Annotated in this window: 20 protein-coding genes and 3 pseudogenes; 4 read left to right on the top strand and 19 right to left on the bottom strand. The window is 72.3% G+C overall.

Features of this window, described 5'->3' with window-relative positions:
* Position 1: 1 nt before the first annotated feature.
* The 11 genes and pseudogenes from KWI83_RS07240 to KWI83_RS07190 all read right to left on the bottom strand — a co-directional run.
* A pseudogene (locus KWI83_RS07240) lies at positions 2-335 on the bottom strand (TrmH family RNA methyltransferase); the annotation flags it as partial.
* A 127-nt stretch (positions 336-462) separates the two neighbouring features.
* On the bottom strand, positions 463-1,392 hold the full coding sequence (locus KWI83_RS07235) for a thiamine pyrophosphate-dependent enzyme (protein WP_218513447.1): 930 nt from the start codon (positions 1,390-1,392) through the stop codon (positions 463-465).
* Positions 1,393-1,572: 180 nt separating this feature from the next.
* A pseudogene (locus KWI83_RS40210) lies at positions 1,573-1,797 on the bottom strand (thiamine pyrophosphate-binding protein); the annotation flags it as partial.
* Between the two features lie 114 nt (positions 1,798-1,911).
* Positions 1,912-2,742 carry an RNA methyltransferase gene (locus KWI83_RS07225; RefSeq protein WP_218513446.1) on the bottom strand — a complete coding sequence of 277 codons (831 nt, stop codon included), beginning with the start codon at positions 2,740-2,742 and terminating at the stop codon, positions 1,912-1,914.
* 64 nt (positions 2,743-2,806) lie between these two features.
* Positions 2,807-4,039 (bottom strand): uroporphyrinogen-III C-methyltransferase, encoded by a 1,233-nt coding sequence (cobA, locus tag KWI83_RS07220; RefSeq protein WP_218513445.1) that lies wholly within the window; start codon positions 4,037-4,039, stop codon positions 2,807-2,809.
* 146 nt (positions 4,040-4,185) lie between these two features.
* Positions 4,186-7,905 carry a nicotinate-nucleotide--dimethylbenzimidazole phosphoribosyltransferase gene (cobT, locus tag KWI83_RS07215; protein ID WP_218513444.1) on the bottom strand — a complete coding sequence of 1,240 codons (3,720 nt, stop codon included), beginning with the start codon at positions 7,903-7,905 and terminating at the stop codon, positions 4,186-4,188.
* 364 nt (positions 7,906-8,269) lie between these two features.
* Positions 8,270-9,481, bottom strand: a complete 1,212-nt coding sequence (gene cbiE, locus KWI83_RS07210) for a precorrin-6y C5,15-methyltransferase (decarboxylating) subunit CbiE (protein ID WP_218513443.1) — start codon at positions 9,479-9,481, stop codon at positions 8,270-8,272.
* Positions 9,482-9,596: 115 nt separating this feature from the next.
* Entirely contained in the window at positions 9,597-10,235 is a 639-nt protein-coding gene (locus tag KWI83_RS07205; protein WP_218513442.1) for a GNAT family N-acetyltransferase, read from the bottom strand.
* Between the two features lie 135 nt (positions 10,236-10,370).
* The gene (locus KWI83_RS07200) at positions 10,371-11,192 is read right to left on the bottom strand and encodes a MetQ/NlpA family ABC transporter substrate-binding protein (protein WP_218513441.1); all 822 of its coding nucleotides are present in this window, start codon (positions 11,190-11,192) and stop codon (positions 10,371-10,373) included.
* A gap of 60 nt (positions 11,193-11,252) precedes the next feature.
* On the bottom strand, positions 11,253-11,990 hold the full coding sequence (locus KWI83_RS07195) for a methionine ABC transporter permease (RefSeq protein ID WP_218513440.1): 738 nt from the start codon (positions 11,988-11,990) through the stop codon (positions 11,253-11,255).
* A complete protein-coding gene (locus KWI83_RS07190; RefSeq protein ID WP_218513439.1) occupies positions 11,987-13,021 on the bottom strand; it encodes a methionine ABC transporter ATP-binding protein in 1,035 nt (344 codons plus the stop codon). The genes KWI83_RS07195 and KWI83_RS07190 overlap by 4 nt, the downstream gene beginning before the upstream one ends.
* A 395-nt stretch (positions 13,022-13,416) precedes the next feature.
* Here KWI83_RS07190 and KWI83_RS07185 point away from each other — a divergent pair, with 395 nt between their 5' ends.
* Entirely contained in the window at positions 13,417-13,776 is a 360-nt protein-coding gene (locus KWI83_RS07185) for a hypothetical protein (RefSeq protein WP_218513438.1), read from the top strand.
* Positions 13,757-14,191, top strand: a complete 435-nt coding sequence (locus tag KWI83_RS07180; protein WP_218513437.1) for a hypothetical protein — start codon at positions 13,757-13,759, stop codon at positions 14,189-14,191. Before KWI83_RS07185 ends, KWI83_RS07180 begins: the two co-directional genes overlap by 20 nt.
* A 70-nt stretch (positions 14,192-14,261) precedes the next feature.
* Here the strand turns inward: KWI83_RS07180 and KWI83_RS07175 are convergent, their stop codons facing one another.
* From KWI83_RS07175 to KWI83_RS07165, 3 genes are all read right to left on the bottom strand, one after another.
* Positions 14,262-14,759, bottom strand: coding sequence for a GNAT family N-acetyltransferase (locus KWI83_RS07175; protein WP_218513436.1), 498 nt, complete (start codon positions 14,757-14,759; stop codon positions 14,262-14,264).
* Between the two features lie 43 nt (positions 14,760-14,802).
* A complete protein-coding gene (locus tag KWI83_RS07170) occupies positions 14,803-15,309 on the bottom strand; it encodes a sigma-70 family RNA polymerase sigma factor (RefSeq protein ID WP_218513435.1) in 507 nt (168 codons plus the stop codon).
* A 75-nt stretch (positions 15,310-15,384) separates the two neighbouring features.
* A complete protein-coding gene (locus KWI83_RS07165) occupies positions 15,385-16,557 on the bottom strand; it encodes a glycerophosphodiester phosphodiesterase (RefSeq protein WP_218513434.1) in 1,173 nt (390 codons plus the stop codon).
* Positions 16,558-16,934: 377 nt separating this feature from the next.
* Here KWI83_RS07165 and KWI83_RS07160 point away from each other — a divergent pair, with 377 nt between their 5' ends.
* Positions 16,935-17,609, top strand: coding sequence for a 1-acyl-sn-glycerol-3-phosphate acyltransferase (locus KWI83_RS07160; RefSeq protein ID WP_218513433.1), 675 nt, complete (start codon positions 16,935-16,937; stop codon positions 17,607-17,609).
* 411 nt (positions 17,610-18,020) lie between these two features.
* Here KWI83_RS07160 and KWI83_RS07155 read toward each other — a convergent pair whose 3' ends face one another.
* Positions 18,021-18,524, bottom strand: a complete 504-nt coding sequence (locus KWI83_RS07155; protein ID WP_256361902.1) for a hypothetical protein — start codon at positions 18,522-18,524, stop codon at positions 18,021-18,023.
* A gap of 126 nt (positions 18,525-18,650) precedes the next feature.
* On the opposite strand from KWI83_RS07155, the gene KWI83_RS07150 reads away from it, so the two are divergent.
* The gene (locus KWI83_RS07150; RefSeq protein WP_218513601.1) at positions 18,651-18,941 is read left to right on the top strand and encodes a hypothetical protein; all 291 of its coding nucleotides are present in this window, start codon (positions 18,651-18,653) and stop codon (positions 18,939-18,941) included.
* A gap of 80 nt (positions 18,942-19,021) precedes the next feature.
* Here the strand turns inward: KWI83_RS07150 and KWI83_RS07145 are convergent, their stop codons facing one another.
* From KWI83_RS07145 to argH, 4 genes and pseudogenes are all read right to left on the bottom strand, one after another.
* Positions 19,022-20,554: an MFS transporter gene (locus tag KWI83_RS07145; RefSeq protein WP_218513432.1), complete on the bottom strand. Its 1,533-nt coding sequence runs from the start codon at positions 20,552-20,554 to the stop codon at positions 19,022-19,024.
* Entirely contained in the window at positions 20,551-21,102 is a 552-nt protein-coding gene (locus tag KWI83_RS07140) for a TetR/AcrR family transcriptional regulator (RefSeq protein WP_218513431.1), read from the bottom strand. Before KWI83_RS07140 ends, KWI83_RS07145 begins: the two co-directional genes overlap by 4 nt.
* A gap of 79 nt (positions 21,103-21,181) precedes the next feature.
* Positions 21,182-22,153, bottom strand: a complete 972-nt coding sequence (locus tag KWI83_RS07135; RefSeq protein WP_218513430.1) for an aldo/keto reductase — start codon at positions 22,151-22,153, stop codon at positions 21,182-21,184.
* 157 nt (positions 22,154-22,310) lie between these two features.
* Positions 22,311-23,735: pseudogene (gene argH, locus KWI83_RS07130) on the bottom strand (argininosuccinate lyase); the annotation flags it as partial.
* Between the last annotated feature and the right edge of the window lie 87 nt (positions 23,736-23,822).

Raw genomic sequence — 23,822 nt, 5'->3', positions numbered from 1 at the left:
CCTACGGCCACGGGCGGCCCGTCGCGACCGCGTAGAACGCGACCGCGGCCGCCGCTCCCCCGTTGAGCGAGTCGACGCCGTGGGACATCGGGGGTGCGGACCCACTCGTCGGCGGCGACCAGGTCCTGCGTGGACAGGCCGTCGCCCTCGGCGCCGCGCATGAGGGCCATGCGGTCCGTGCGGTGCGGGGCGGCCTCGTCGAGGGCCTGGCCTTCTCGTCGGGGGTGAGGGCGAGCAGCGTGAAACCGGCCTCGCGGACCGACGACAGGCCCTTGGGCCAGGTGTCCCAGGCGGGCGTACGGCACGGAGAAGACCGCACCCGTGGAGACCTTGACCCAGTTCGTCACGGCCGTGGCGCTCGTCGGCCTCCGGCGAACCCGAGGGGCCCGCCGGTCACCCGGTACGGACACCGGCGCCCGCTCGACGCGCGGTCCAGCGGCCGCGCCCGTGCGTCGGGCGTTCTCAGTCCCGGACCGAACCGGGCGAGCCGCCGAGCAGCAGTGGCCACACGCCGGGCATCTCGGCCACCGGGACCTCGATGAGCGAGGGTCCCGGTTCGCTGAGGCATTCCTTGAGGGCCCCGGCGAGCCGGGCCGGGGTCTCCGCCCGGAGCGCGGGCACCGAGAACGACTCCGCCAGGCGCACGAAGTCGGGGCTGGTCAGGTCGCTGCCGATGAACCGGCCCTCGAACTCGTCCGCCGGGATGCGCCGGACGTTGCCGTACGCGTTGTCGTTGAAGACGACCGCCTTCACACCCAGCGCCGACGGGTAGCCGTAGCCAGGGTGCCCTGGTAGCCGGGCGTGAGGGAGGTTCCCGGGCGGTGCACGGGGTAGCCGACGGCGGCCGGATAGCCCACCTGGGTCAGCTCGTTGACCAGGAAGCCGTCGTCCGGGATCGCCTCGCGCAGTGCGCGGACGTACGACCACTGGGGTTCGACGCTCTCGACCTTCCGCCGTCCGGGCGTCGGCGCACAGGGTGAGGTCGGCCCGGCGGGGCGGCCCGAGGTCGGCCGGGTCCGCGTCGACGAGGACGACGGCCGCTCCGGGGGCGGTCGGCAGGGCCGTGCCGCGTGGGGACACGAAGCGGCTGCCCACGACCAGCACCACGTCCGCCGACGGCAGCTGCCGCGGTGCCGCGAGGCTGGAGAAGGCCAGCCGGTGGTGGGCCGGGACGGCGCCGCCCGCGTTGCGGCTCATGACGACCGGAGCGGACCGTTTCTCGGCCAGGGCGGTCAGGGCGGCGCCGGCCCGCGGGGCGAGCACGGCGGCGACCTCCGCGAGGACGCCCTGCTCCGATCCCGAGGGCTCCCCGACCTCGTCGGCCACGCCGGGCCGGCCGTCGTCCCGTCCCTGACTGGCAGGCTCCCAGTCCGTCTCCGCCCGCGCGGTCAAGACGTCTGCCGGGACGGACAGGGCACCGGCCTCGGGCGGCCGGACCGTGACTGCTGTAGCGCCCGGTGTACGAGTCCGGGGATCCGGGCCGGGTCGCCGGCTCGCGCCGACCATTTGGTGACCGGGGCCAGGCACCGTCCTGGCCCGGCAGTTCGTGCAGCATGCCAGGCCCCGGCCGGCCAGCGGTGACGGTATGTCGGCCGCCGCGCACAGCATCGGCGAGGAGCACGCGTACCCGGTGGCCACCGCGGGCAGGGCGCTGAGCACCCCCGGTCCGGGGACCACGAGGCAGACGCCGGGCCGCCCGGTGTTCCGTGCGTATGCCTGCGCCATGTGGGCCGCGCCCCGCTCATGGCGGGCCGCGACGTACTCGATCGGCCCTCCGGCTGCCCGGGCCCGGCCCAGGGCGTCCAGGAGGACGCTTGAGTCCCCTGGCCACCGGGGTTCTATGGCCCCCCATATGTCCCCCGCGCTGCGTGGGGGCGGCGCTGGGAGAACGCGTTTTCGCTGGGTTGGTGCCTACCGGAGCCTCGTCGCGTAGAAGGCCACGGCGGAGGCCGCGGCGACGTTGAGGGAGTCCACCCCCGCGGACATGGGGATGCGGACCCATTCATCGGCCGCGCGCAGGGCGTCGATCGACAGTCCGTCGCCTTCGGTGCCGAGCATCAGGACCAGCTTCTCGTACCGGCGGGCGGCCAGTTCGTCAATCGTGATCGACTTCTCCGAGAGACACAGGGCAGCTGTCACGAAGCCGTGCTGACGGAACAGCTCGACGTCCTTCGGCCAAGAGGTCAGCCGGGTCCAGGGGACGTGGAAGACAGCGCCCATCGACACCTTCACGGCCCGCCGGTACAGGGGGTCGGCGCAGCGTGGTGTGAGGAAGACGGCGTCCAGGCCCAGAGCAGCCGCGTTGCGGAAGGCGGCCCCCAGATTCGCGTGATCCACTATGTCCTCGAAGACGGCGACGCGCTGACCCGCACCTTTCCCCACGCGGCGGGCGGACCGGAGCAGCTCGGCGGCCGTGGGCAGGGGCTTGCGCTGCATGGAGGCGAGGGCGCCGCGGTGCACGTGGTAGCCGGTGACCTGTTCGGCGAGCTCGGGACTGACCGCGTAGACGGGGGCCGGGAGTTCGTCGATGACGTCGCGCATGACGTCGACCCACTTGGCGGACAGCAGCATCGACCGCATCTCGTAGCCCGCGTCCTTCGCCCGCCGGATGACCTTCTCGCCCTCGGCGATGAACAGGCCCTCGGCGGGTTCGCGTTTGCGGCGCAGTTCGACGTCGGTCAGACCCGTGTAGTCGCGCAGGCGCGGGTCGTCGGGATCCTCGACGGTGATGAGATCGGCCACAGGGTGATACTGCCTTGTCGTGCGTACGGTGCCAACGGCTCGGACCGGGTTGTGTTACCCCGGGTTACGCCGAGGTCTGCGGTCCTACGGTGACGACCTCGCCGATGACGATGACCGCGGGCGGCTTGACCTCCTGCTCGCGGACCGTCTGGGCGACCGTCGCCAGCGTCGCGTCGACCCGGCGCTGCGCCGCGGTCGTGCCCTCCTGGACCAGGGCGACGGGCGTCTCGGCGGGCTTGCCGTGCGCGACGAGCGTCTCGGCGATCTTGCCGATCTTGTCGACGCCCATGAGGATCACCAGCGTGCCGGTGAGCTTGGCCAGGGACGGCCAGTCGACGAGGGAGCGCTCGTCGTCGGGGGCGACATGGCCGCTGACCACGGTGAACTCATGGGCGACCCCGCGGTGGGTGACCGGGATGCCCGCCGCGCCGGGGACCGAGATGGAGCTGGAGATGCCGGGGACGACCGTGCACGGGATCCCGGCCTCGGCGAGGGCCTGGGCCTCCTCCATGCCACGGCCGAAGACGAAGGGGTCGCCGCCCTTGAGGCGTACGACGGACTTGCCCTGCTTGGCGTGTTCGATCAGGGCGTTGTTGATGGCCTCCTGGGCCATGTAGCGGCCGTACGGGATCTTCGCCGCGTCGATCACCTCGACGTGCGGGGGCAGCTCGGCGAGCAGGTCGCGGGGGCCGAGGCGGTCGGCGATGACGACGTCGGCCTCGGCGAGCAGGCGGCGGCCGCGGACCGTGATCAGGTCCGGGTCTCCGGGACCGCCGCCGACCAGGGCGACGCCCGGGGTGCGGGTGCGGTGGTGCGGGGCGACGAGGGTGCCGTCGCGGAGGCCCTCGACGACCGCGTCGCGGATGGCGGCGGTGTGGCGGGGGTCGCGGGACTTGGTGTCGGTCGTGAGGACCGCGACGGTGACGCCCTCGCTGTGGCCGGTGGCGGGGGTCCAGGCGGTCGCCGCGTCGGCGTCGTCGGAGCGGACGCACCAGACGCGGTGGCGTTCCGCCTCCGCCGAGGCACGGGTGTTCGCCTCGTGGTCGCTGGTGGCGATCAGGGCGTACCAGGCGTCGGCGAGATCGCCTTCGGCGTAGGGCCGCCGCTCCCAGGTGAGCTCCCCCGCGTCCGCCATCGCTTCCACCGAGGGGGTGGCCTCCGGGGACACGAGGAGGATGTCCGCGCCGGCCGCGATCAGTGCGGGCAGGCGGCGCTGGGCGACCTGGCCGCCGCCGAGGACGACCACGCGACGGCCGGTGAGGCGAAGGCCTACGGGGTAGGCGGGGTGTTCGGCCATGAGGGTGCGGCTCCTCGTGCGGGCGTGCGGTGGGTGCTACGGCTCTGGAGCAGCCCTGACGTGCGGATTTTAGAGTGCGTTCAGCGTACGGCCGGGGTCGGGTGGGCGCGACGGAGCGCCCACCCCGCCCGCCTCGGCCGGGGGACCTACTTCTCGGTGACCCCCGCCGAATCGAACGTCGCCACCTCGTGCATCGCCCGGGCCGTGCTCTGCACCAGCGGCAGGGCCAGCAGGGCGCCCGTGCCCTCGCCGAGGCGGAGGTCGAGGTCGACCAGGGGGCGCAGGCCCAGCTTGTTCAGGGCGGCCACGTGGCCGGGCTCCGCGCTGCGGTGGCCCGCGATGCAGGCCGCGAGCACCTCGGGGGCGATGGTCCGGGCGACCAGGGCCGCGGCACCGGCGCTGACGCCGTCCAGGATCACCGGCGTACGCAGGGACGCGCCGCCGAGGAGCAGGCCGACGATGGCGGCGTGTTCCAGGCCGCCGATCGCGGCGAGGACGCCGATGGGGTCGGCCGGGTCCGGCTGGTGGAGTTCGATGGCCCGGCGGACGACCTCGGTCTTGCGGGCCAGGGTCTCGTCGTTGATGCCGGTGCCCCGGCCCGTGACCTCCGCCGGGTCGACGCCCGTGAAGACCGAGATGAGGGCGGCGGACGCGGTGGTGTTGGCGATGCCCATCTCACCCGTGAGCAGGGCCTTGTTGCCGGCCGCCACCAGGTCGCGGGCCGTCTCGATGCCCACCTCGATGGCCTGCTTGGCCTCCTCGCGGGTCATCGCGGGGCCGGTGGTCATGTCGGCCGTGCCCGGACGGACCTTGCGCGGCAGCAGACCCGGAGTGGACGGAAGCTCCGCGGCGACACCCACGTCGACGATGCAGACCTCGGCGCCCACCTGGTTGGCGAAGGCGTTGCAGACCGCTCCCCCGCCGAGGAAGTTGGCCACCATCTGCGCGGTGACCTCCTGTGGCCAGGGGGTGACGCCCTGGGCGTGCACCCCGTGGTCGCCCGCGAAGATCGCGACGGCGGCGGGTTCCGGGATCGGCGGCGGGCACTGCCGGGACAGGCCGGACAGCTGGGCCGAGATGATCTCCAGCATGCCGAGCGCGCCGGCCGGCTTGGTCATCCGCTTCTGCCGCTCCCAGGCCTCGCCGAGCGCCTTGGCGTCCAGCGGGCGGATCTGGGCGACGGTCTCGGCGAGCAGGTCGTGCGGCTCCTCGCCGGGCAGGGCGCGGCGGCCGTACGTCTCCTCGTGGACCACCCAGGACAGCGGGCGGCGCTTGGACCAGCCCGCCTGCATCAGCTCGGGCTCCTCCGGGAACTCGTCGACGTACCCGACGCACAGGTACGCCACGACCTCCAGGTGCTCGGGCAGGCCGAGGGTGCGGACCATCTCGCGCTCGTCGAAGAAGCTGACCCAGCCGACGCCGAGGCCCTCGGCGCGCGCGGCGAGCCAGAGGTTCTCGACCGCGAGCGCGGAGGAGTACGGCGCCATCTGCGGCTGGGTGTGGCGGCCGAGGGTGTGGCGGCCGCCGCGCGTGGCGTCGGCGGTGACGACGATGTTCACCGGCGTGTCGAGGATAGCCTCGATCTTCAGTTCCTTGAACTGCTTCGCCCGGCCCTTCGGCAGCGACTTGGCGTAGGCCTCGCGCTGGCGCATGGCCAGTTCGTGCATCGTGCGCCGGGTCTCGGCGGAGCGGATGACGACGAAGTCCCAGGGCTGCGAGTGGCCGACCGAGGGCGCGGTGTGGGCGGCCTCCAGGACGCGGAGCAGCACCTCGTGCGGGATGGGGTCGCTGCGGAAGCCGTTGCGGATGTCACGCCGCTCGCGCATGACCTTCAGTACCGCCTCGCGCTCGGCGTCGTCGTAGGCGGGCGCGGCCGGGCCAGTGGACTGTCGGGCTTCGGCCACGGGGGCCGTGCTCGTTTCTTGCGGGCCTTGCCGGTCTTCCTGGTCTTCCCGGTCGTCCTGATCGGCAGCCCGGGTTTCCAGGTCCTCCGCGTTCTGCACCAGTTGTACGGGGTCGGGGGCCGGGGTCTCGTCCGGTGCGGTCGGCGCAGGCGTGTGGTCGGCGTCGCGGGGGGCGGGGACCGTGGCCACGGCTTCCGGCTGCGCCGGGAGCTCGGGAGCCTGCTCCTGGGTCGGGAGGACGATCGGGTGCGGTGGGGTGGGCGCGAGGTGCGGGGTGGTCGGCACCGAGCCCTCCACCGGGACGAACTGGCCCAGCGGCTGCTCCGGCTGGGGCGCCGGGGTGACGTCGGGCGCGGTGTTCTGCGGCTGTTCCTCGGCGGGCGCGACGGGTTCCGGTTCGGGGTCGATGTACTCGTGGTGCGGGACCGGCTGCGTGAGGGGCTCGTCCACGGCCGGGGCCACGCCCTGCGCTTCCATGTCCACGGCGGCGGGCTGCTCGGGCTCGGGGGCGGGCGCAGCCTCGGGAGCTGGTGCCGGGACGGCCACGGAGGCGGGCGCGGCCTCGGGAGCTGGTGCCGGGACGGCCTCAGGGGTGGGCGCGGGCTCGGGAGCGAGCGCGGCCTCGGGAGCTGGTGCCGGGACGGCCACGGAGGCGGGCGCGGCCTCGAAGGCGAGCGCGGGCGCGGGCTCGGCCACCCCTGCGTCCTGGGCCTGCACCGCCTCAGCAGCCGCTGCCTCCTCGGCGACGCCGTCAGCAGGCGCGCTCTCCGGGACCTCGGGAAGCTGCTCCGGCTCGGGATCGGTCGCAGGCTCAGCGATCGGCTCCGCTTCCTCCGCGGCGGCCGGGGTGCCCGGGGTTTCCCCGGCGTCCGACGGCAGTGCCTGCGCGTCAGCGGCGCCGGTGTCCGCAGGCACCTCCGCGGGAACCGCCGCGTCGTCGCCCGCCCCCGCGTCAGGGCCGAACGCCTGGTCGGCAGCGGCCCCCGCCTCCCCGGCGTAAGCCTCACCCTGCCCGGAAGCCCCGGACGCCACAGCCTCCGAAGCGATCCGCGCCACCGCGGCCTGCGCCGCACCCACCGGCTCCGGCCCGCCCTGCGCCTGCACCTCGGCCTGGGCCTGCACCTCGCCCTGCGCCTGCACCTCGCCCTGCGCCTGCACCTCGGCCTGGGCCTGCACCTCGCCCTGCGCCTGCACCTCGCCCTGCGCCTGCACCTCGGCCTGTGCGTGCGTCTCAGCCGGTGCGTGCAGCTCAGCCGGTACGTGCAGCTCAGCCGGTACGTGCAGCTCAGCCGGTACGTGCGTCTCCGCCTGGACCTGCGCCTGTGCCTGCACATCCGCGTGGGTCTGCCCCTGCGCCCGCCCCGCCGGAACAACCGTTTCCGCAGGCGTCACCTCCGCGCCCACCGGCGTCTGCGTCGCCGCAGGCTGCGTCGCGGCAGCCTGGGCACCACCCCACGGCACCGCGCCCTGCGGCACCGCCCCCTGCGGCGGCATCTCGCGCACGCGCGGGACGTCGAGGTACTCGGGCCCGGTGGTGGGCGGCCCCGGCTGCCGTACCGGCGCTCCCGCGGGGCCGCGGTCGGCGAGGGAGCGGACCGGGCTGGCGGAGGTGTTGGGGATCGGCGGGCCCAGGTGCAGCGGGCGGCGGGGCGCGGGAGCGGGCGACGGCGGAGGCGGCGTCGGGCCCGGCAGGCGGACGCCGGTCAGGTCGACCGAGCCGCTGTCGCGGCCGGACATCTCGTGCGCGCCGGGCTCGTGGACGGCCTCCACGACCGGCTCGGGCGGGGGCGGGGCCACCTCGTTGCCCCAGGCGCCCTGCGCGCCGGGCAGCAGCAGGTCCTCGTCCTCGGCGGGGGTCTCGGACAGGTAGCTGTACGCGCCGGGAACGGTGACACCCGGCTGTTCCACCGGGCCTGCGTTCTCCGGCAGCCCCTCACCCGGGACCTGGCCGGTGTCGGTCATGCGTACCCCTCGCCCATCGATTGATGCTCCTACGACCAGCTCACCCGGAACGGCGCACCGACCGCCCCGCCGTGAAGAACGAGCGTGCGTGCCCAGCGGCACGAACGACCCGCCGGAAAAGGCGACAAAGCCATTCAGTGGCATTGTCGCGGCCCTTCCGCCGTCACGTCAGCTTCATTCGCGACGGCCCGCTGTGGACTGCGCCACGTTGCGCGTCCTCGGGTTCTGCCGTACCACACCCAGCCCAAAACGGGCGTGTTTTCCGGACATTGACCGACGAAGCGCCGGGCGTCCGAGTGCGGTACAACGATCGGCCAGCCTACCGCGCGCGGTACGACAACCGGATCACGGGGACGGGGCGGGATCAGGACGCGCGGTCCGGCAGCACGCCGCTGAGCAGGAACGCCACGCTCCGCTCCTTCTCCGTCCAGGCCCGGGTGTCGAGTTCCACGGACTGCAGCAGGGCGCACTCGACCTCGTAGCCGTGCTCGGTGAGGTCACGGCCGATGAGTTCGGCCGCGTCGCGGGTGGCGGCGTGGGTGACGATGCGCTGGGGGCGGCGGTCGGCGACCGCGGAGACCACGGCCGCTCCCCCGCCGCCGACGCGGACCACGTCGGGTTCGGGCAGGTTCTCCAGGACGTGCGGGGCGGTGCCGTGCACGACCTGGAGCTGGACCGCGAAGCGGCGTGCGGCGGCGTCGGTACGGGCACAGGCGCCGAGGTCCCGGTCGACGGCGATGACGGCGGCGCCGGCGCGGGCGGCCTCGGTGGCGAAGGCGCCGCTGCCGCAGCCGATGTCCCAGACGAGGTCGCCGACGCGGGGTCCGAGCCGGGCGAGTTGGGCCGCGCGGAGCAGCTCGGTCTCGCCCTCGCCCGGTTCACCGTCGTACGCCTCGGGGGGCAGGGTCCAGCCGCGCGGGCCCGCGCCCGGGCCGCGTCCGGCGATCCAGCCGCCGCCCTCCTGTGCCCCGGCCGGGCCGCCGATGACGATGACGACGTTCGGGTCGCGCCAGGTGTGGTCGGCGGCCTTGTCGGAGGTGACGACGGTGACCTGCTCGCGGCCGGTGCCGAGTTCCTCGCAGATGACGAACGTGCGGTGGATGCCGTCGAGGAGCAGGCCGAGTTCGGCGGGGCCGGCGCCGGGTGAGGTGAGGACCGCCACCTTGGTGTGGGCGCGGCATACGTTCACCGCGCGGCGCAGGGTGCGGGGGTGTGCGACGACCACGTGGGCGTCGTCCCAGGGCATGCCCGCACGGGCGAAGGCGGCGGCCACGGAGGAGACGGCGGGGACGACTTCGACCTCCAGGCCGAACTCGGGTGCGCGCAGGGTCCGTACGACGCCGAAGAACCCGGGGTCGCCGTCGGCGAGCACCACCGCGGTGCCGCGATGGGCGGCGATCCGGCGGGCGGCGAGGGCGAGGCTGCCCAGACGGATGCGCTCGGCGGTGGGCGGCACCTCGGGCAGTGCCAGGTGGTGGGCGGCACCGGCCACCAGGGTGGCGGCGCCCAGGGCGGCGCGTGCCGCGGCGGTCAGCGGAGAGCCGTCCCAGCCGATCACCGTGACCCGGTCGGCCATCGTCGTCAGTCTCCAGGGGGTCTGCGCAGGTAGTCGGGGGCAGCCCGCGGGCGGGCGGGCTCCGTGAGAGTACCTGGTGCCACCCGGGCGCGCTCGGGCGGCGTCCCCGGCGCCCTCAGTTCCAGTCCGAGTACGACGTGAAACCGCCGGTGTCGGCCAGCTGGTCCCCCGCACCCTCGATGTCCTCGGGCAGCAGGCTCCACACGATGTAGTCGGTGCGCACCTCGGCCCAGGCACCGTCGTGGGTGCGGGTGCGCGCTATGCAGGCGCCCCGCAGCACCCCCTCGCTGATGCAGCCGATCTTCTGGGCGACCTGCTGGGAGGCCGTGTTGTCGGCGGCCGTGCGCAGTTCGATGCGTTCGAATTTCTGGTCGCCGAACAGCCATTGGGCCGTGGCCAGGGCGGCCTCGGAGGCATAGCCCTCGCCGCGGGCCCAGGGGGCGATGATGTACGACATCTCGGTGGAGCGCACATGCCAGTTCGTCCTGCCGAGCTGGATGATGCCGACCAGGCGCTGGGTGAGGAACTCGGTGACGGCGAGGGCAAGGCCGCGCCCCTCGGCGCGCTCACTGCGGGCGTACTCGGTGATCCAGGCGCGGGCGCCGTCCTCGGTGAAGGGCTGCTGCACGTCGGTCCAGGCGACGACCTGCTCGTCGTTCATCATCTCGGCCAGGGCGGGGGTGTCGTCCTCGTCGAGGGGACGCAGCACCAACCGCTCCGTGCTGATGGAGATGGTGGGGAAGGCGCTCGTCATGAAGCCGCTCCGTAACCTTCGAACCGTCAGAACCTGCTGAACTGCCCAGCATGCAGCATGAAAGCACTGAACCACACACCCGGGGTCCACTCCGTGTGATCGGGTGAACCCCGGTTGCGCACGAAAGCGCCTGGCTCAGAAGGACGCGATGACCGAGCCGTCGTACTCGTCCTCGATGAACTTCCTGACCTCGGCGGAGGTGAGGAGCTGCGCGAGCTTCTTCAGGCGCGGGTCGTCCTCGTCGCCCTCCTTCACGGCGAGGAAGTTGCCGTACGGGTTGTCCTTGGCGGACTCCAGGACGAGGGCGTCCCCGGCGGGCTTGAGGTCGGCCTCGATGGCGTAGTTGCCGTTGACGACCGCGGCGTCCACGTCGTCCAGGGAGCGCGGGGTCTGGGCCGCCTCCAGTTCCTTGAACTTGAGGTTCTTCGGGTTCTCGGTGATGTCCGCGGGGGTCGCTTCGTTGCCCACGCCGTCCTTGAGGGTGATCAGGCCGTTGTCGGCGAGCAGCTTCAGTGCCCGCGCCTCGTTGACCGTGTCGTTGGGGACGGCGATCGTCGCACCGCTCTTCAGGGCGTCGACGCTCTTGACCTTGTGGGAGTAGAGGCCGAGCGGCTCCAGGTGGACCGTGACGACGGGCACGATGTGGGTGCCGTTCTTCTTGTTGAAGTCGTCGAGGTACGGCTGGTTCTGGAAGTAGTTGGCGTCGACCGAGCCGTCCTCCGTCGCCGTGTTCGGCGTGACGTAGTCGGTGAACTCCTTGACCTCCAGGTCGAGGCCGGCCTTCTGCGCCAGGTTGTCCCTGACGTAGGTGAGGATCTCGGCGTGCGGGGTCGGGCTGGCGGCGACGACGAGCGGGCCGTCGCCGGAGCCGGAGGCGGAGGCGCCGCAGGCGGTGAGCCCGAAGGTGAGCGCTCCGGTGGCGAGGGCTGCGGCGGTGATCTTGGCGGTGTTACGCACGAAAAGTGCCTTTCCTGGTGGGTGGTGCGCCCCGTCGTGGGTGGACGGGGGGGTCTTGGGTTACGCGACCTTGCGGACGTCGGCCGCGGCCTGCTCCTTCGCCTTCAGCAGGCGGAGCTTGGGGCCGGGACCGGAGCGGCCGCCGCGGCGGTGCAGGGAGCGGGCGGCGTAGTCGCCGGCGAACTGGATGAGGGAGATGACGACGGCGAGGACCGCCACGGTGATCCACATCAGGCCGGTCTCGAAGCGCTGGTAGCCGTAGCGGACGGCGAGGTCGCCGAGGCCGCCGCCACCGACCGTGCCGGCCATGGCGGAGTAGCCGATCAGGGCGATGACCGTGGTCGTCGTGGAGGCGATCAGGGACGGCAGCGCCTCGGGGACGAGGACCTTGCGGACGATGGTCCAGGTGTTGCCGCCCATCGACTGGACGGCCTCGACCAGCCCGTGGTCCACCTCGCGGACGGCGGTCTCGACGAGGCGGGCGAAGAACGGGATGCCGCCGATGGCCAGCGGCACGATCGCGGCCTCGCTGCCGATGGTGGTGCCGGTGACCCAGCGGGTGAAGCTCATCAGCGCGACCATCAGGATGATGAACGGCATCGAGCGGCCGACGTTCACGATCTGCCCGATGACCTTGTTCACCACCGTGTTCTGCAACAGGCCGCCCTTGTCGGTGAGGACGAGCAGGACGCCGATGGGGAGTCCGGCGACGACGGCGATCAGGGTGGACCAGCCGACCATGACCAGCGTCTCCGTACACGCCTGCTCCAGCAGTGGCTGCATTTCGGACCAGGTCACTGGGCACCTTCCTTCACCAGCACCGGCTCGGCGCCGACGACGTCGATCTGCAGGCCCTGTTCGCGCAGGAACCCGATCGGCACGACGTTGTCCTCGTAGCGGCCGGGCAGTTCGATGCGCATCCGGCCGACCTGGAGGCCGCCGACGGTGTCGATGGCGGCGCCGAGGATGGAGACGTCGATGGTGTAGGTGCGGGCCAGCTGGGAGATGACCGGCTGGGTGGCGGACTCGCCGTGGAAGGTGATGTCGAGGACCGTCCTGTCGTCGGCGGTGGCCTCGCCGCCGACCGGGAAGAGGGCGGAGGCCAGTTCCGAGCCCGGGGTGGCGAGCAGCTCGCTGACCGTGCCGGACTCGACGATGCGGCCCTTGTCCATCAGGGCGGCCGAGTCGCAGATGCTCTTGACGACGTCCATCTCGTGCGTGATGAGCAGGACGGTCAGGCCGAGCTGCCGGTTCAGGTCGCGCAGCAGCTTCAGGATCGAGCGGGTGGTCTCCGGGTCGAGGGCGCTGGTGGCCTCGTCGGAGAGCAGCACTTTGGGGTCGCCGGCCAGGGCGCGGGCGATGCCGACGCGCTGCTTCTGGCCGCCGGAGAGCTGGGCGGGGTAGGCCTTGGCCTTGTCGGCGAGGCCCACCAGGTCGAGCAGTTCCAGCGCCTTGAGGGAACGCGCCCTGCCTGCCGTGCCGAGGATTTCCAGCGGCAGCTCGATGTTCTCCTGGACGGTCCGGGAGGACAGCAGGTTGAAGTGCTGGAAGACCATGCCGATACGGCTGCGCGCGCGGCGGAGTTCCCGGCTCGCGCGCGGGCCGCGCCCCGCGAGGGCGGTGAGGTCCTGGCCGGCGACGGTGACCGTGCCGGAGGTGGGGCGCTCCAGAAGGTTGACGCAGCGGATGAGCGAGGACTTGCCGGCGCCGGACTGGCCGATGACGCCGTACACCTCGCCTTCGCGGACGTGCAGATCGACGCCGTCCAGGGCGGTGATCTCGCGGCCGCGTGAGCGATAGACCTTGGTGAGGCCCGATGTGGTGATCACGTGGGTTTCCGTCACTGTCGAGTATGCGGGCGTGGGTGTGCCCTGGTACGGGAGGGAAGAAGTGCGCGATGGGGGTCCCCCCCCCACGCCGTTGAGGCAGCGGGGGAAGGCGGGTCACGTACGGCGGACGGCGTACGGACATGCCACGGCGGCTCGCTTCGGGGCGCGAGACTCAGGGGATGCGGGGGCCCTCTAGCAGGCGCACATTCGACGACACATACAGCGAGCACCGGGCGTCATGGTCGCCTCGGTCGCAGGGATGCGGCTGCTCGTCGTGGTCATGCGATCAGTAAAGCAGACGTGTGAACGGGACCAGGAATCGCTGTCCGCATTGCGGACAGTGGTGGACCGGGGGCGGCCGCATCAGGCCTTTTGGCCCGTAATAGGGTCGCTGCATGCTTGATGCCCTGACGGTGGCGATCGCGGTCGCCGCGCTGTTGCTCGGCGCCTGGTGCGGTTGGGCCGCGTACCGTGACCAGCCGACCAAGGACTGGCACTTCATCGGGATGGCCGTGGTGTCGGTGCTGGCGCTGGTGCAGCTGGTGGTCGGCGTGGTGCTGCTGGCGCGCGGTGAGCGGCCGGAGCAGGGGACGACCATCTTCGTGGCGTATCTGCTGGGGGCGTTCGCGTGTGTCCCGGCCGCGGGGTTCATGTCGCTGGCCGAGCGCTCCAAGTGGGGTTCGGTGACGGTTGCCGCCGGCGGTGTGGTGCTGGCTGTCCTGGAGGTGCGGCTCTATGACATCTGGGGAGGCTGAGGTGGCCACGACGGGCAGGACGCGGCTGATCGGTGGGCCCGGGGTGCTGCTCGTCTGGCTGTACGGGGTGATGGTGGTGGGGGCCGTGTCGCGGTCCGTCTACCAGATCGCCACCGAGTTCGACCGGGCGCCGCTCGCTTACGCGCTGTCGGCGGTGGCGGGGGTGGTGTACGGGTTCATCACGTACACGCTGGTGCGGGGCGGGGAGACGGCCCGCAGGGCGGCGCAAGTGTGCTGCGCCGCCGAGCTGGTGGGTGTGCTGGTTGTCGGCACGTGGACGCTGGTCGAGCCGTCTGCGTTTCCGGACGCGACCGTGTGGTCCGACTTCGGGATGGGGTATTTGTTCATTCCGGTTTTGTTGCCGGTTTCCGCTTTGTGGTGGTTGCGGAAAGCGCGCAGCGAGCAGCCGGGTTGAGCGTCGTTGGCGGGTGCGGGTTGTCTGCGGCTTGGCGCGCAGTTCCCCGCGCCCCTGACGGCGTTGCAGCTCAGGCCGTTGTCGCGTAGGGGCCCGCCTGCTTTTCGAGGACGACCATCGGGACGCCGTCCGTGCCCTCTGACGTGCCCACCGTCTCGTAACCCACCTTGCGGTACAGGCGGAGGTTGCCCTCGCTGCGGTGGCCCGTGTGGAGGCGGAACTTCTTGGCGCCGCGCTGCTGCGCGAGGGCCGACTCCGCCGCGCCGAGGAGGCGGGCGCCGATGCCGTGGCCCTGGAGGCGGGGGTGGACGCAGAGGCGGCTGATGGAGGCCGCGCCGTCCTCGGTGATCGCGCCGCGCACCGAGCCGACCACCTCGTCGCCGAGCCGGGCCACGAAGACGCAGTCCTCGGCGACTTCCCGGCGGACCGAGTCGAGGGGCTGGACGAGCGGGTCGATGCGGTAGTTGCCGTACAGCGCCGCCTCGCTCTGGAAGCACAGGTACTGCAGCTTGAAGATCTGCTCGACGTCCTGGTCGGTCGCCTCGGAGATGGTCACGCTCATGCCCATGTGTGCACGCCTCCCGCTCACCTGTTGCCGTTGTCCCTCACTCCTATCCCCGTGCTCCGCGAGCCGCAACCTCCGAGGCGAGCAGTCGCCGCAGACATCCCAGACATCTGGAACGTTCCGGCCCGAGGCTCCCCTGTGAGATACCCAACTCCCCCGCGATCTCCCGGTATGTGAGGTCCTTGGGGGACATCAGGGCTTCCAGGAGGGCGGGGCAGCGGCCGGGCAGCCGGCGCACCGCCGCGCGCAGGGCCCGGGCACGGGCCGCGGTGAGGGCGAGCTGTTCGGGGGTGTGCGCGGCCTCGTCGGCGGGTTCGGTCTCGTACGGCCGTTCGCGCCGGGTCGTACGTCGGGAGCGGCGGGCCTCGAAGCGGACGGCGCGGCGCAGCCAGCGCTCGGGGTCGGGGGGCGGGCCGCCGGCGTCGAGGAGTTCCAGGAGGCGGAGCCAGACCGCCTGTTCCAGGTCGCCGGGCTCGGTGCCGGCGGCGTGCGCCTCGGCGGAGGCCTCGGCGGCGAGCAGGGGGCGCAGTGAGACGAGCAGGTCGTGCGTCATATGCGGCACGACGCGGCCGCCCGGGCGGTGGGTTGCCCGGGCGGCCGGTTGTCACCCCGACCGGGGTGGGACGGCTCAGTCGTTGACGAAGTCCTCGCGGGCCAGCAGGCCGGTGTCCGGCTGGTCGGTGAAGATGCCGTCGATGCCGGTCGCGAAGTACGCCTGGTAGGCCCCGAACACATCGCCGTAGGCGTCCTCGCCGGTGCCCTCGCGGAAGTCCGCGGGCAGGAACGGGTTCTCGTTGCGCAGCGTCCAGGGGTGCAGCTTGAGGCCGACCTTGTGGGCGTCGGCGACGAGGGTGGTCGGCCGGGTGAGGTTGCCCGCGCGGTCCCTCGGGATGATCAGGTCGAGGGTGGGGCCGATGCCCTGGGCGTAGGAGGCGATCTCGCGCAGGCCGGCCGGCTTGATCAGGTCGGCGACGGTGCGCGGGTCACCGTTCTCGACGAAGTCCCAGGGGCGGGTGTCGGCGCCGGACAGGAGGACGACGAGCGGGTTGTCGACCAGCTTGTGCAGGCGCTGGATGCTGGTCGGCTCGAAGGACTGCAGGATGACCGGCGAGTTCCAGCGGTCCTTGCGGTACTTGCGCAGCAGCTTGGCGACCCGCTCCTCCATGGAGAGGCCGAGCCCCCGGAAGTAGGTGGGGTGCTTGAGCTCGGGGTAGATCCAGACCTGCTTGCCGCGCTTGCGGGTCTGCTCGTCCTGCCACCGGAGCACCTCTTCGAAGGTGGGGATGTCCCAGCGGCCGTTGTAGAGGGTGTTGTGCGGGCGGTTGGCCGGGATGCGCTCGGTGGCGCGCAGGGTCTTCAGCTCGGCGAGGGTGAAGTCCTCGGTGAACCAGCCGGTGGTGGAGACGCCGTCCAGGACCTTGGTGGTCCTGCGGTCGGCGAACTCGGGGTGGTCGGCGACGTCCGTGGTGCCGCCGATCTCGGGCTCGTGCCGGCAGACGAGGTGACCGTCCTTGGTGGGCACCAGGTCGCCGGCCTCGACGACGTCGGCGCCCATGTCGAGGGCCAGCTGGTACGAGCCGAGGGTGTGCTCGGGACGGTAGCCGCTGGCGCCGCGGTGGGCGACGATCGTCGGCACGGGCAGGCTCTTCATTCCGCGGCCTCCATGACGCGCATCGGCTCTCGCCGTGCCGGACAGACCGAGGACGGCTCCGCCCGCGCCGAGCACGGCAGCACCGAGGAGCGCCCGCCGCCCGGTGTGCGCCTGTTCCTGCGGCTGCTCGTTCGACTTCTGCGTTCCCATCAGCGGCCTCCCTGCCGTGCATGTCGTCGGTGCTGGCAGATCGTAGGGGTGTCGATGTGTCAGCCGGGAGGCGTCATTTCGAACGCGTGGCTGACGATGGATGTCGTATGAGGACCGTATGCCGAGTGGGTGTGACGCGCCGTGGGGTAGCCGGTCGGTACCGCCTCCGCGCGATGTCGGTCACATCGTCGCCGCCGGGTTACGCGTAGGCTGCGGCATGCCACCGCAGGTGAACGTACGTCAACAGTGCGTAAGACCTCGGTGAACCCGATGTCCCCGATGTGCGTTTGCCCGGGGGCCGCGAGTATCGTCCTCACCTGCACAGACTCATAAGACTGAACAGACTCGTACCGAATCCGTTGATACCGGAGGGCCCGTTGTCCCGCTTCGCGCTCATCAAGGCAGTGCTCGGACCGATCATGCGCCTGATGTTCCGCCCCCGGGTGGAGGGTGTGGAGCATATTCCGGGCGACGGCCCGGTGATCCTGGCCGGCAACCACCTCACGTTCATCGACTCGATGATCCTGCCGCTGGTCTGCGACCGTCAGGTGTTCTTCATCGGCAAGGACGAGTACGTCACCGGCAAGGGCCTCAAGGGCCGGCTCATGGCGTGGTTCTTCACCGGCGTCGGCATGATCCCGGTCGACCGCGACGGCGGCAAGGGCGGGGTCGCGGCGCTGATGACCGGCCGCCGGATCCTGGAGGAGGGCAAGGTCTTCGGCATCTACCCCGAGGGCACCCGCTCCCCCGACGGCCGCCTGTACCGGGGGCGCACCGGCATCGCCCGGCTCACCCTGATGACGGGCGCGCCCGTCGTCCCGTTCGCCATGATCGGCACGGACCGGATCCAGCCGGGCGGTGCGGGCTTCCCCCGGCCGTGCCGGGTGACGGTCCGCTTCGGTGAGGCGATGGAGTTCTCCCGGTACGACGGGATGGACCGGGACCGGTATGTGCTGCGGGCCGTGACGGACTCCGTGATGACGGAGGTCATGCGGCTGTCCGGGCAGGAGTACGTGGACATGTACGCTACAAAGGCCAAAGAGGCGGCGTAGCTCCCGAGGTGCTCTGGAGGTGCGCGTCCTGCGGAGGCCCCCGTTGCCGTGGCCGGCGCCGGGTGCGGGGAACCAGAGCACGAACGTCGCAGGACCGCGCGGCAACGGCTTGGAGGTCCCCCGGCGACCGCGCGGCCGCCGGAGCGGAGGGCGGTTCGGAGTCACCGAGGGCCCCGGCCGCGTACCCGGCGGCACCGCTGCCAGGACGGCGGCGAAGAGGGTCGCGGCGAAGAGGCGGGGGGTGCGGCCGGGAGGCGGGGCCGGTGGCGGGACGGCGGGCGCCGTTGCCGGTGAGGCGGGCGGGCCGGGGAACGAGGGTGCCCTCCCGGCCAGGAACGCGGGCCCGCGCGGGGCACCGAGGCCGGGGCGGGAGCTGGGATCGGTCACGGTCCTGCCTCCTTGGGTCGGTGGTCACGGAATCCGGGAGAACCACAGCAAGGACGTGGCTGCGGCGAGCAGCGCCGTGAGCAGCCCCGCCGCCACGAGCCACTGCCAGATCTCCCGTTCCTCGGTGCGATGGCCGACGGAGCTGCCGATGTCCTCGTAGACCGCCTGGAGCTCCTCCCCGGTCGCCGTCTCGTGGAAGGCGCCGCCGGTCGTCGAGGCGAGCCGTTCCAGGGCGGGGCCGTCACGGGGACCGGCACGCTTCGCCGGACGGGAGGGTGATCGTGCCGCCTTCCGTGCCGTAGGCGATGGTCGACAGCGGGATGCGGTCGGCCGCCGCCTCCCGGGCCGCCGACTCCACGAGCGGCCCGTGGTGTTGGAGCCGTCGGACAGGAGCACGATGTGGGCGGGCGGTGGCTCCGTCCCGGCCCGTTCGTCGAGGGCACGGACCGCGTCCCGGGCGGCGACGACGGCGTCGCCGATCGCCGTGCCCGCACCGGTGGTCAGCCGCTGGATCGCCGAGCGCAGCACCTCGCGATCGGGTGGTCGGCGGCACCGCGACCGTGGCGGAGCCGCTGAACGGCACGAGTCCCGCGTTGAACCGCTCCGGCAGCCGGTCCACGAACGCCAGCGCGGCCTGCTGGGCGGGCGCAGGGCGTGCAGCGCGTCGGCGAGGGTGTGCTCGGGAACGCCGGGCGCGACGCGGGGGCGGTCGAGGGGGCGGTGGTGCTGCCGTCCTTCCAGGGGCAGTCCTCCCGGTCCGCCGCGCCGCCCTCCTCGACGACGAACGCGATCTGCTCGCGCGGCGCCCTGTCACCGTCGTCGGCGAGGCCCGCTGTGGCCGGGACGGAGACGGTGACGATCGCTTTCTTCGTACGACGTGTCATGGTCGGTGGCTCCTTCAGCCGTGGGAACGACATCGGGTACGGAACCAAGACCATCAGGTGAAGCCGAAGACGAACCTAAAGGCGTTTCTCGAAGGCGTTCTTGAAGGCGGTACTTGGAGGCGGTTCCTGAAGGCGGTACGGCTACGGGTGCTCGACCGCGCCTTCCAGCTTCTGTCCCCGTAGCAGGAACCACGCGGCCACCGCGGCCGCGAGCAGCACCACGGCGCCCACGCCCGACGCGAGCGTCAGGCCGTCGACGAAGGACTGGCGGGCCGCGTCCAGCAGCGCACCGGACGTGTGGGCGGGCAGGCCCGCGGCGACCTCGACGGCTCCGCCCAGCGACTCGTGCGCGGCCTCCGGGGTGCCCGCCGGTGCGGCGAAGCCCCGGTAGACGCCGGTCACGATCGAGCCGAGCAGGGCGATTCCGAGGGCGGCGCCGAGTTCGTACGCCGTCTCGGACACGGCCGACGCGGCGCCCGCCTGCTCCTTGGGCACGGACGCGAGGATCACGTCGGCGGTCACCGTGAACGAGAACCCGGCACCGACACCGACGACCAGCAGCGCGGCCCCGAGCAGCGGATACCCGGTGTTCTGGCCGAGCAGGGTCAGCGCGCCCAGCGCCAGGCCGACGGCGGCGAGTCCGCCCGCCACCACGGCCCGCACCGAGAACCGGCGGGCCGCCCGCCCGGCGACCAGACCGGCCGCCACCGCACCGAGCGCGGCGGGCAGTTCGGCCAGACCCGCCTCGAACGGGCGTCTGCCCTGGACCAGTTGCAGGAACTGCGACAGGAAGAAGACCAGGCCGGACAGGCCGAGGATGGTCAGCAGGTCGGCGAGCACCGCCCCGCTGAAGCCGCGGTTGCGGAACAGGCGCATGTCCAGCAGCGGGGCCGGGAGGGTGAGCTGACGCCGTACGAAGCCGTAGAGGGCGGCGGCACCCAGCAGGCCCGCGGCGAGCGTCCCCCAGCCGAACCCGTGGGAGGCGGCTTCCTTGATCGCGTACACCGCACCGATCATGCCGATCAGCGACAGCAGGACGCTGAGCAGGTCCCAGGGGCCGGGGCGGGCGTTCTTCGACTCGGGGAGCAGCTTGATTCCGACGAGGACGAGGACCGCCATCACGGGCAGGTTGATCAGGAAGACGGAGCCCCACCAGAAGTGCTCCAGCAGGAAACCACCGGCGATCGGACCGACCGCCGTACCGGCGGACGCGGTGGCGCCCCAGATGCCGATGGCGAGGCTGCGCTCGCGCGGGTCGTGGAAGAGGTTGCGGATCAGGGCGAGCGTGGCCGGCATCAGGGTCGCGCCCGCCACACCGAGCAGCGCCCGGGCCACGATCAGCAGCTCCGGCGTGGTCGCGTAGGCGTTGAGCACGGAGACCGCGCCGAACGCCGTGGCGCCGACCAGCAGGATGCGCTTGCGGCCGATGCGGTCGCCGAGGCTGCCCATGGAGACGAGCAGACCGGCGATGACGAAGGAGTAGACGTCACCGATCCACAGCAGCTGGGTGCCGGACGGATTGAGGTCTTCGCTGATGTACGGGGTCGCGAGGCCGAGCACGGTGGCGTCGACGGCCACCAGCAGCACGGCGAGCACGAGCACGGACAGCGCCAGCCAGCGGCCGGGGCGCTTCACCGCCTCGTTCGCGCTGGCCGACTGCAGGGTGCTGGTCATGATTCCTCTCTCCGTGTCGCACCGCCGAGCAGCAGCTCGACGATCATGTTCTGGAAGTCGTTCGCGGCGACCTTGCCGTCATGCACCGACCAGGCCCCGGCGGCGATCAGGCCGTAGAGGGCCTCGGTGAGCCAGGCGGGGGTCAGGTCGATGCGGAACTCGCCGCTGTCCTGGCCGCGCCGGAACAGTGCCGAGACCCGGGCGTCGAGCCGGGCCCACCCCGCGTTCTGCTCCTCGCCCTCGAACAGCTGGTTCTCGGTGTAGAGGAAGGAGAGGAGTCCGGCCGCGGGCTCGATCTCCCGCACCAGTCGCCGTACGGCGTCGCTCGCGCTGCCCTCGTCCAGCCGGGCGGTGTCCAGCGCGGCCTCGCACTCCGCGAGGCCGAGCGCCTCCAGCGCCCGGACCAGCGCGTCGCGCCCGGCGAAGTGGCGGTGCAGCGTGGCCCGGCTGATCCCGGCGGCCTTGGCGACCTCGTCCATGGTCGCGGTGGATTTACGGGTCAGCAGGGCTGCGGCGCTGCGCAGTACGTGCTCTCGGTCGACGGTCATGAGACAACCATAGCCCGCATGAGACAGATTTGTCTCATGCCGGGCATGCGTGTCTCACAACGTCGGTGCTTGCGCATCCTCAGTGCCAGGGCAGCTGCCCGCGCCGCTCCCAGTAAGCCCCCGGCTCCTCGACGAGCGTGGCGAGCCGCGCCAGCTGGTTCTCGTCGAGGTCCACGACGGCGGCGTGCAGGTTCGAGGCGAGCTGCACGGTGGTCGCGGCGCCGGAGAGGACCACACCGGCCCAGGGCTGGCGCAGGATCAGGGCGAGGGCGATGGCGTCGCAGCCGAGTGACGTCTCCGCCGCCACGGCCTTCAGCGCGTCCGGCGCATGGGGCTCGGCGAGCCGCCCGTTGGCCATGCCCTCCTTGACGATCACCGTGAGCCCGGCGTCGTGGGCCTCGGCGAGGGCGGGGGCGGCCGAGGTCTCCAGGGCGTTGTAGGTGGACTGGACGGTACGGAAGAGGCGTTCGCCGTCGACCGTCACCTCCAGCGCGGCGCGGACGGCGTCGGCCTGCGCGGGGCCGGTGGTGGAGAAGCCGATGGTCAGGCCCTGGGCGGCGGCCTCGGCGAGCCTGGCGTGCAGGTCCTTGTCGGTGAGGGCGGGGCTGTCCGGGGTCACCGAGTGGATCTGGTAGAGGTCGAGCCGGTCGCCGAGCAGCTCGGTGCTCTCGGCGCGCTGCCGCTCGAAGGTGGCCAGGCTGTGGTCCTTGACCTCGTGCCGCTCCGCGTCGGTGGACCAGTCGGCGGTGTAGGTGTAGCCCCACTTGCTGCCGACGACGATGTCGTCGATCTCCGGGTGGGCGTTCAGCCAGTCGGCGAGGAACTCCTCGGAGCGGCCGTAGGAGCGGGCGACGTCGAAGTAGCGCACGCCCTGGGCGTAGGCGGCGTCCAGGAGCTCGTGGGTGCGGGTGCGCAGCGTCTCGACGCTGCGGTCCTCTCCGAGGTCCTGGTCTCGGCCCAGGTTGATGTAGCCGGGGCGGCCGACTGCGGCGAGGCCGAGGCCGAGGTGGCAGGTGGCGGTCGTTACTGAGGCCAGGCGGGCGAAGGGCATCGCGGGCTCCGTCGGGTCGGCTCCGGTACGGCTTGCGACCAACGTAACCCGTGATGACCTTCGGTGAAGGGGCGGCGCCTCAGAGCTCGGGTCGTGCTGTGCGGTGGCGGGTGCGGGGTGTGTGTGGCTCGTCGCGCAGTTCCCCGCGCCCCTGGGGACGCTTCCCTGCTGCCCACTGGTGCTGGGCCGCCACGTCCGCCTTCACCTCCGCCAGTTGCACCGCTACCGCACTGGGCGCCGTACCTCCGCGGCCGTCGCGGGACGCGAGGGCGCCCGGGACGTTGAGGACCGAGCGGACCTCCGGGGTGAGGTGGGCGGAGATCTTCGCGAACTGCTCGTCGGTCAGCTCGTCCAGTTCCTTGCCCTCGGCCTCGGCGACCTTCACGCACTCACCGGCCACCTCGTGCGCGACCCGGAACGGCACGCCCTGCTTGACCAGCCACTCCGCGATGTCCGTGGCGAGCGAGAACCCGGCCGGGGCCAGCTCCTCCATGCGCTCGCGGTGCACGGTGAGCGTGGCCATCATGCCGGTGAAGGCAGGCAGCAGGATCTCCAGCTGGTCGATGGAGTCGAAGACCGGCTCCTTGTCCTCCTGCAGGTCGCGGTTGTACGCGAGCGGGAGGGCCTTGAGGGTGGCCAGCAGGCCGGTCAGGTTGCCGATCAGGCGGCCGGACTTGCCGCGCGCCAGCTCCGCGATGTCCGGGTTCTTCTTCTGCGGCATGATCGACGAGCCGGTGGAGAAGGCGTCGTGCAGGGTCACGAAGGAGAACTCCTTCGTGTTCCAGATGATGACCTCCTCGGCGATCCGGGAGAGGTTCACGCCGATCATCGCGGTGACGAAGGCGAACTCGGCGACGAAGTCACGGGAGGCCGTGCCGTCGATGGAGTTGGCGGCGCTGCCGTGCTCGAAGCCGAGGTCCTTGGCGACCGCCTCCGGGTCCAGGCCGAGGGAGGAGCCCGCCAGGGCGCCCGAGCCGTACGGCGACACGGCCGTCCGCTCGTCCCACTGGCGCAGGCGTTCGGCGTCCCGGGACAGGGACTGCACATGCGCGAGGACATGGTGGGCGAAGAGAACCGGCTGGGCGTGCTGGAGGTGGGTGCGGCCGGGCATCGCCACGTCCGGGTGGGCCTCGGCAAGGCCGATCAGGGCGTCCTGGAGGTCGGCGATCAGGCCGCCGATGGTGCGGGCGTGGTCGCGCAGGTACATCCGGAAGAGGGTCGCGACCTGGTCGTTCCTCGACCGTCCCGCGCGCAGCTTGCCGCCGAGGTCGGGGCCGAGGCGCTCCAGCAGGCCACGCTCCAGGGCGGTGTGGACGTCCTCGTCGGCGATCGTGCCCACGAACGAACCGTCGGCGACATCGGCTTCGAGCTGGTCGAGCCCGGCGGTCATCCGGGTCAGCTCGTCGTCGGTGAGCAGCCCCGCCTTGTGCAGCACGCGCGCGTGCGCCCGCGAACCGGCGATGTCGTAGGGTGCGAGCCGCCAGTCGAAGTGGACGGACGCGGACAGCTTCGCCAGGGCCTCGGCGGGACCGTCGGCGAACCGGCCGCCCCAGAGCCGTACGTCACCGCTGTTGCTGCTCACTTGCGTTGCTCCTCAAGGCTGTCGATGTGCGACCGCCTCCCCGGCCCGGGGGCCGAGGAGGCGGCTGTCAGGCTGGTGCGTGCGAGG

The organism is Streptomyces sp. TRM70350, from assembly GCF_019219825.1.
In the GTDB taxonomy this organism is placed as follows: domain Bacteria; phylum Actinomycetota; class Actinomycetes; order Streptomycetales; family Streptomycetaceae; genus Streptomyces.
The sequence above is the reverse complement of the archived record's forward strand: the minus strand, read 5'-3'. Positions and strand labels throughout refer to the sequence as shown.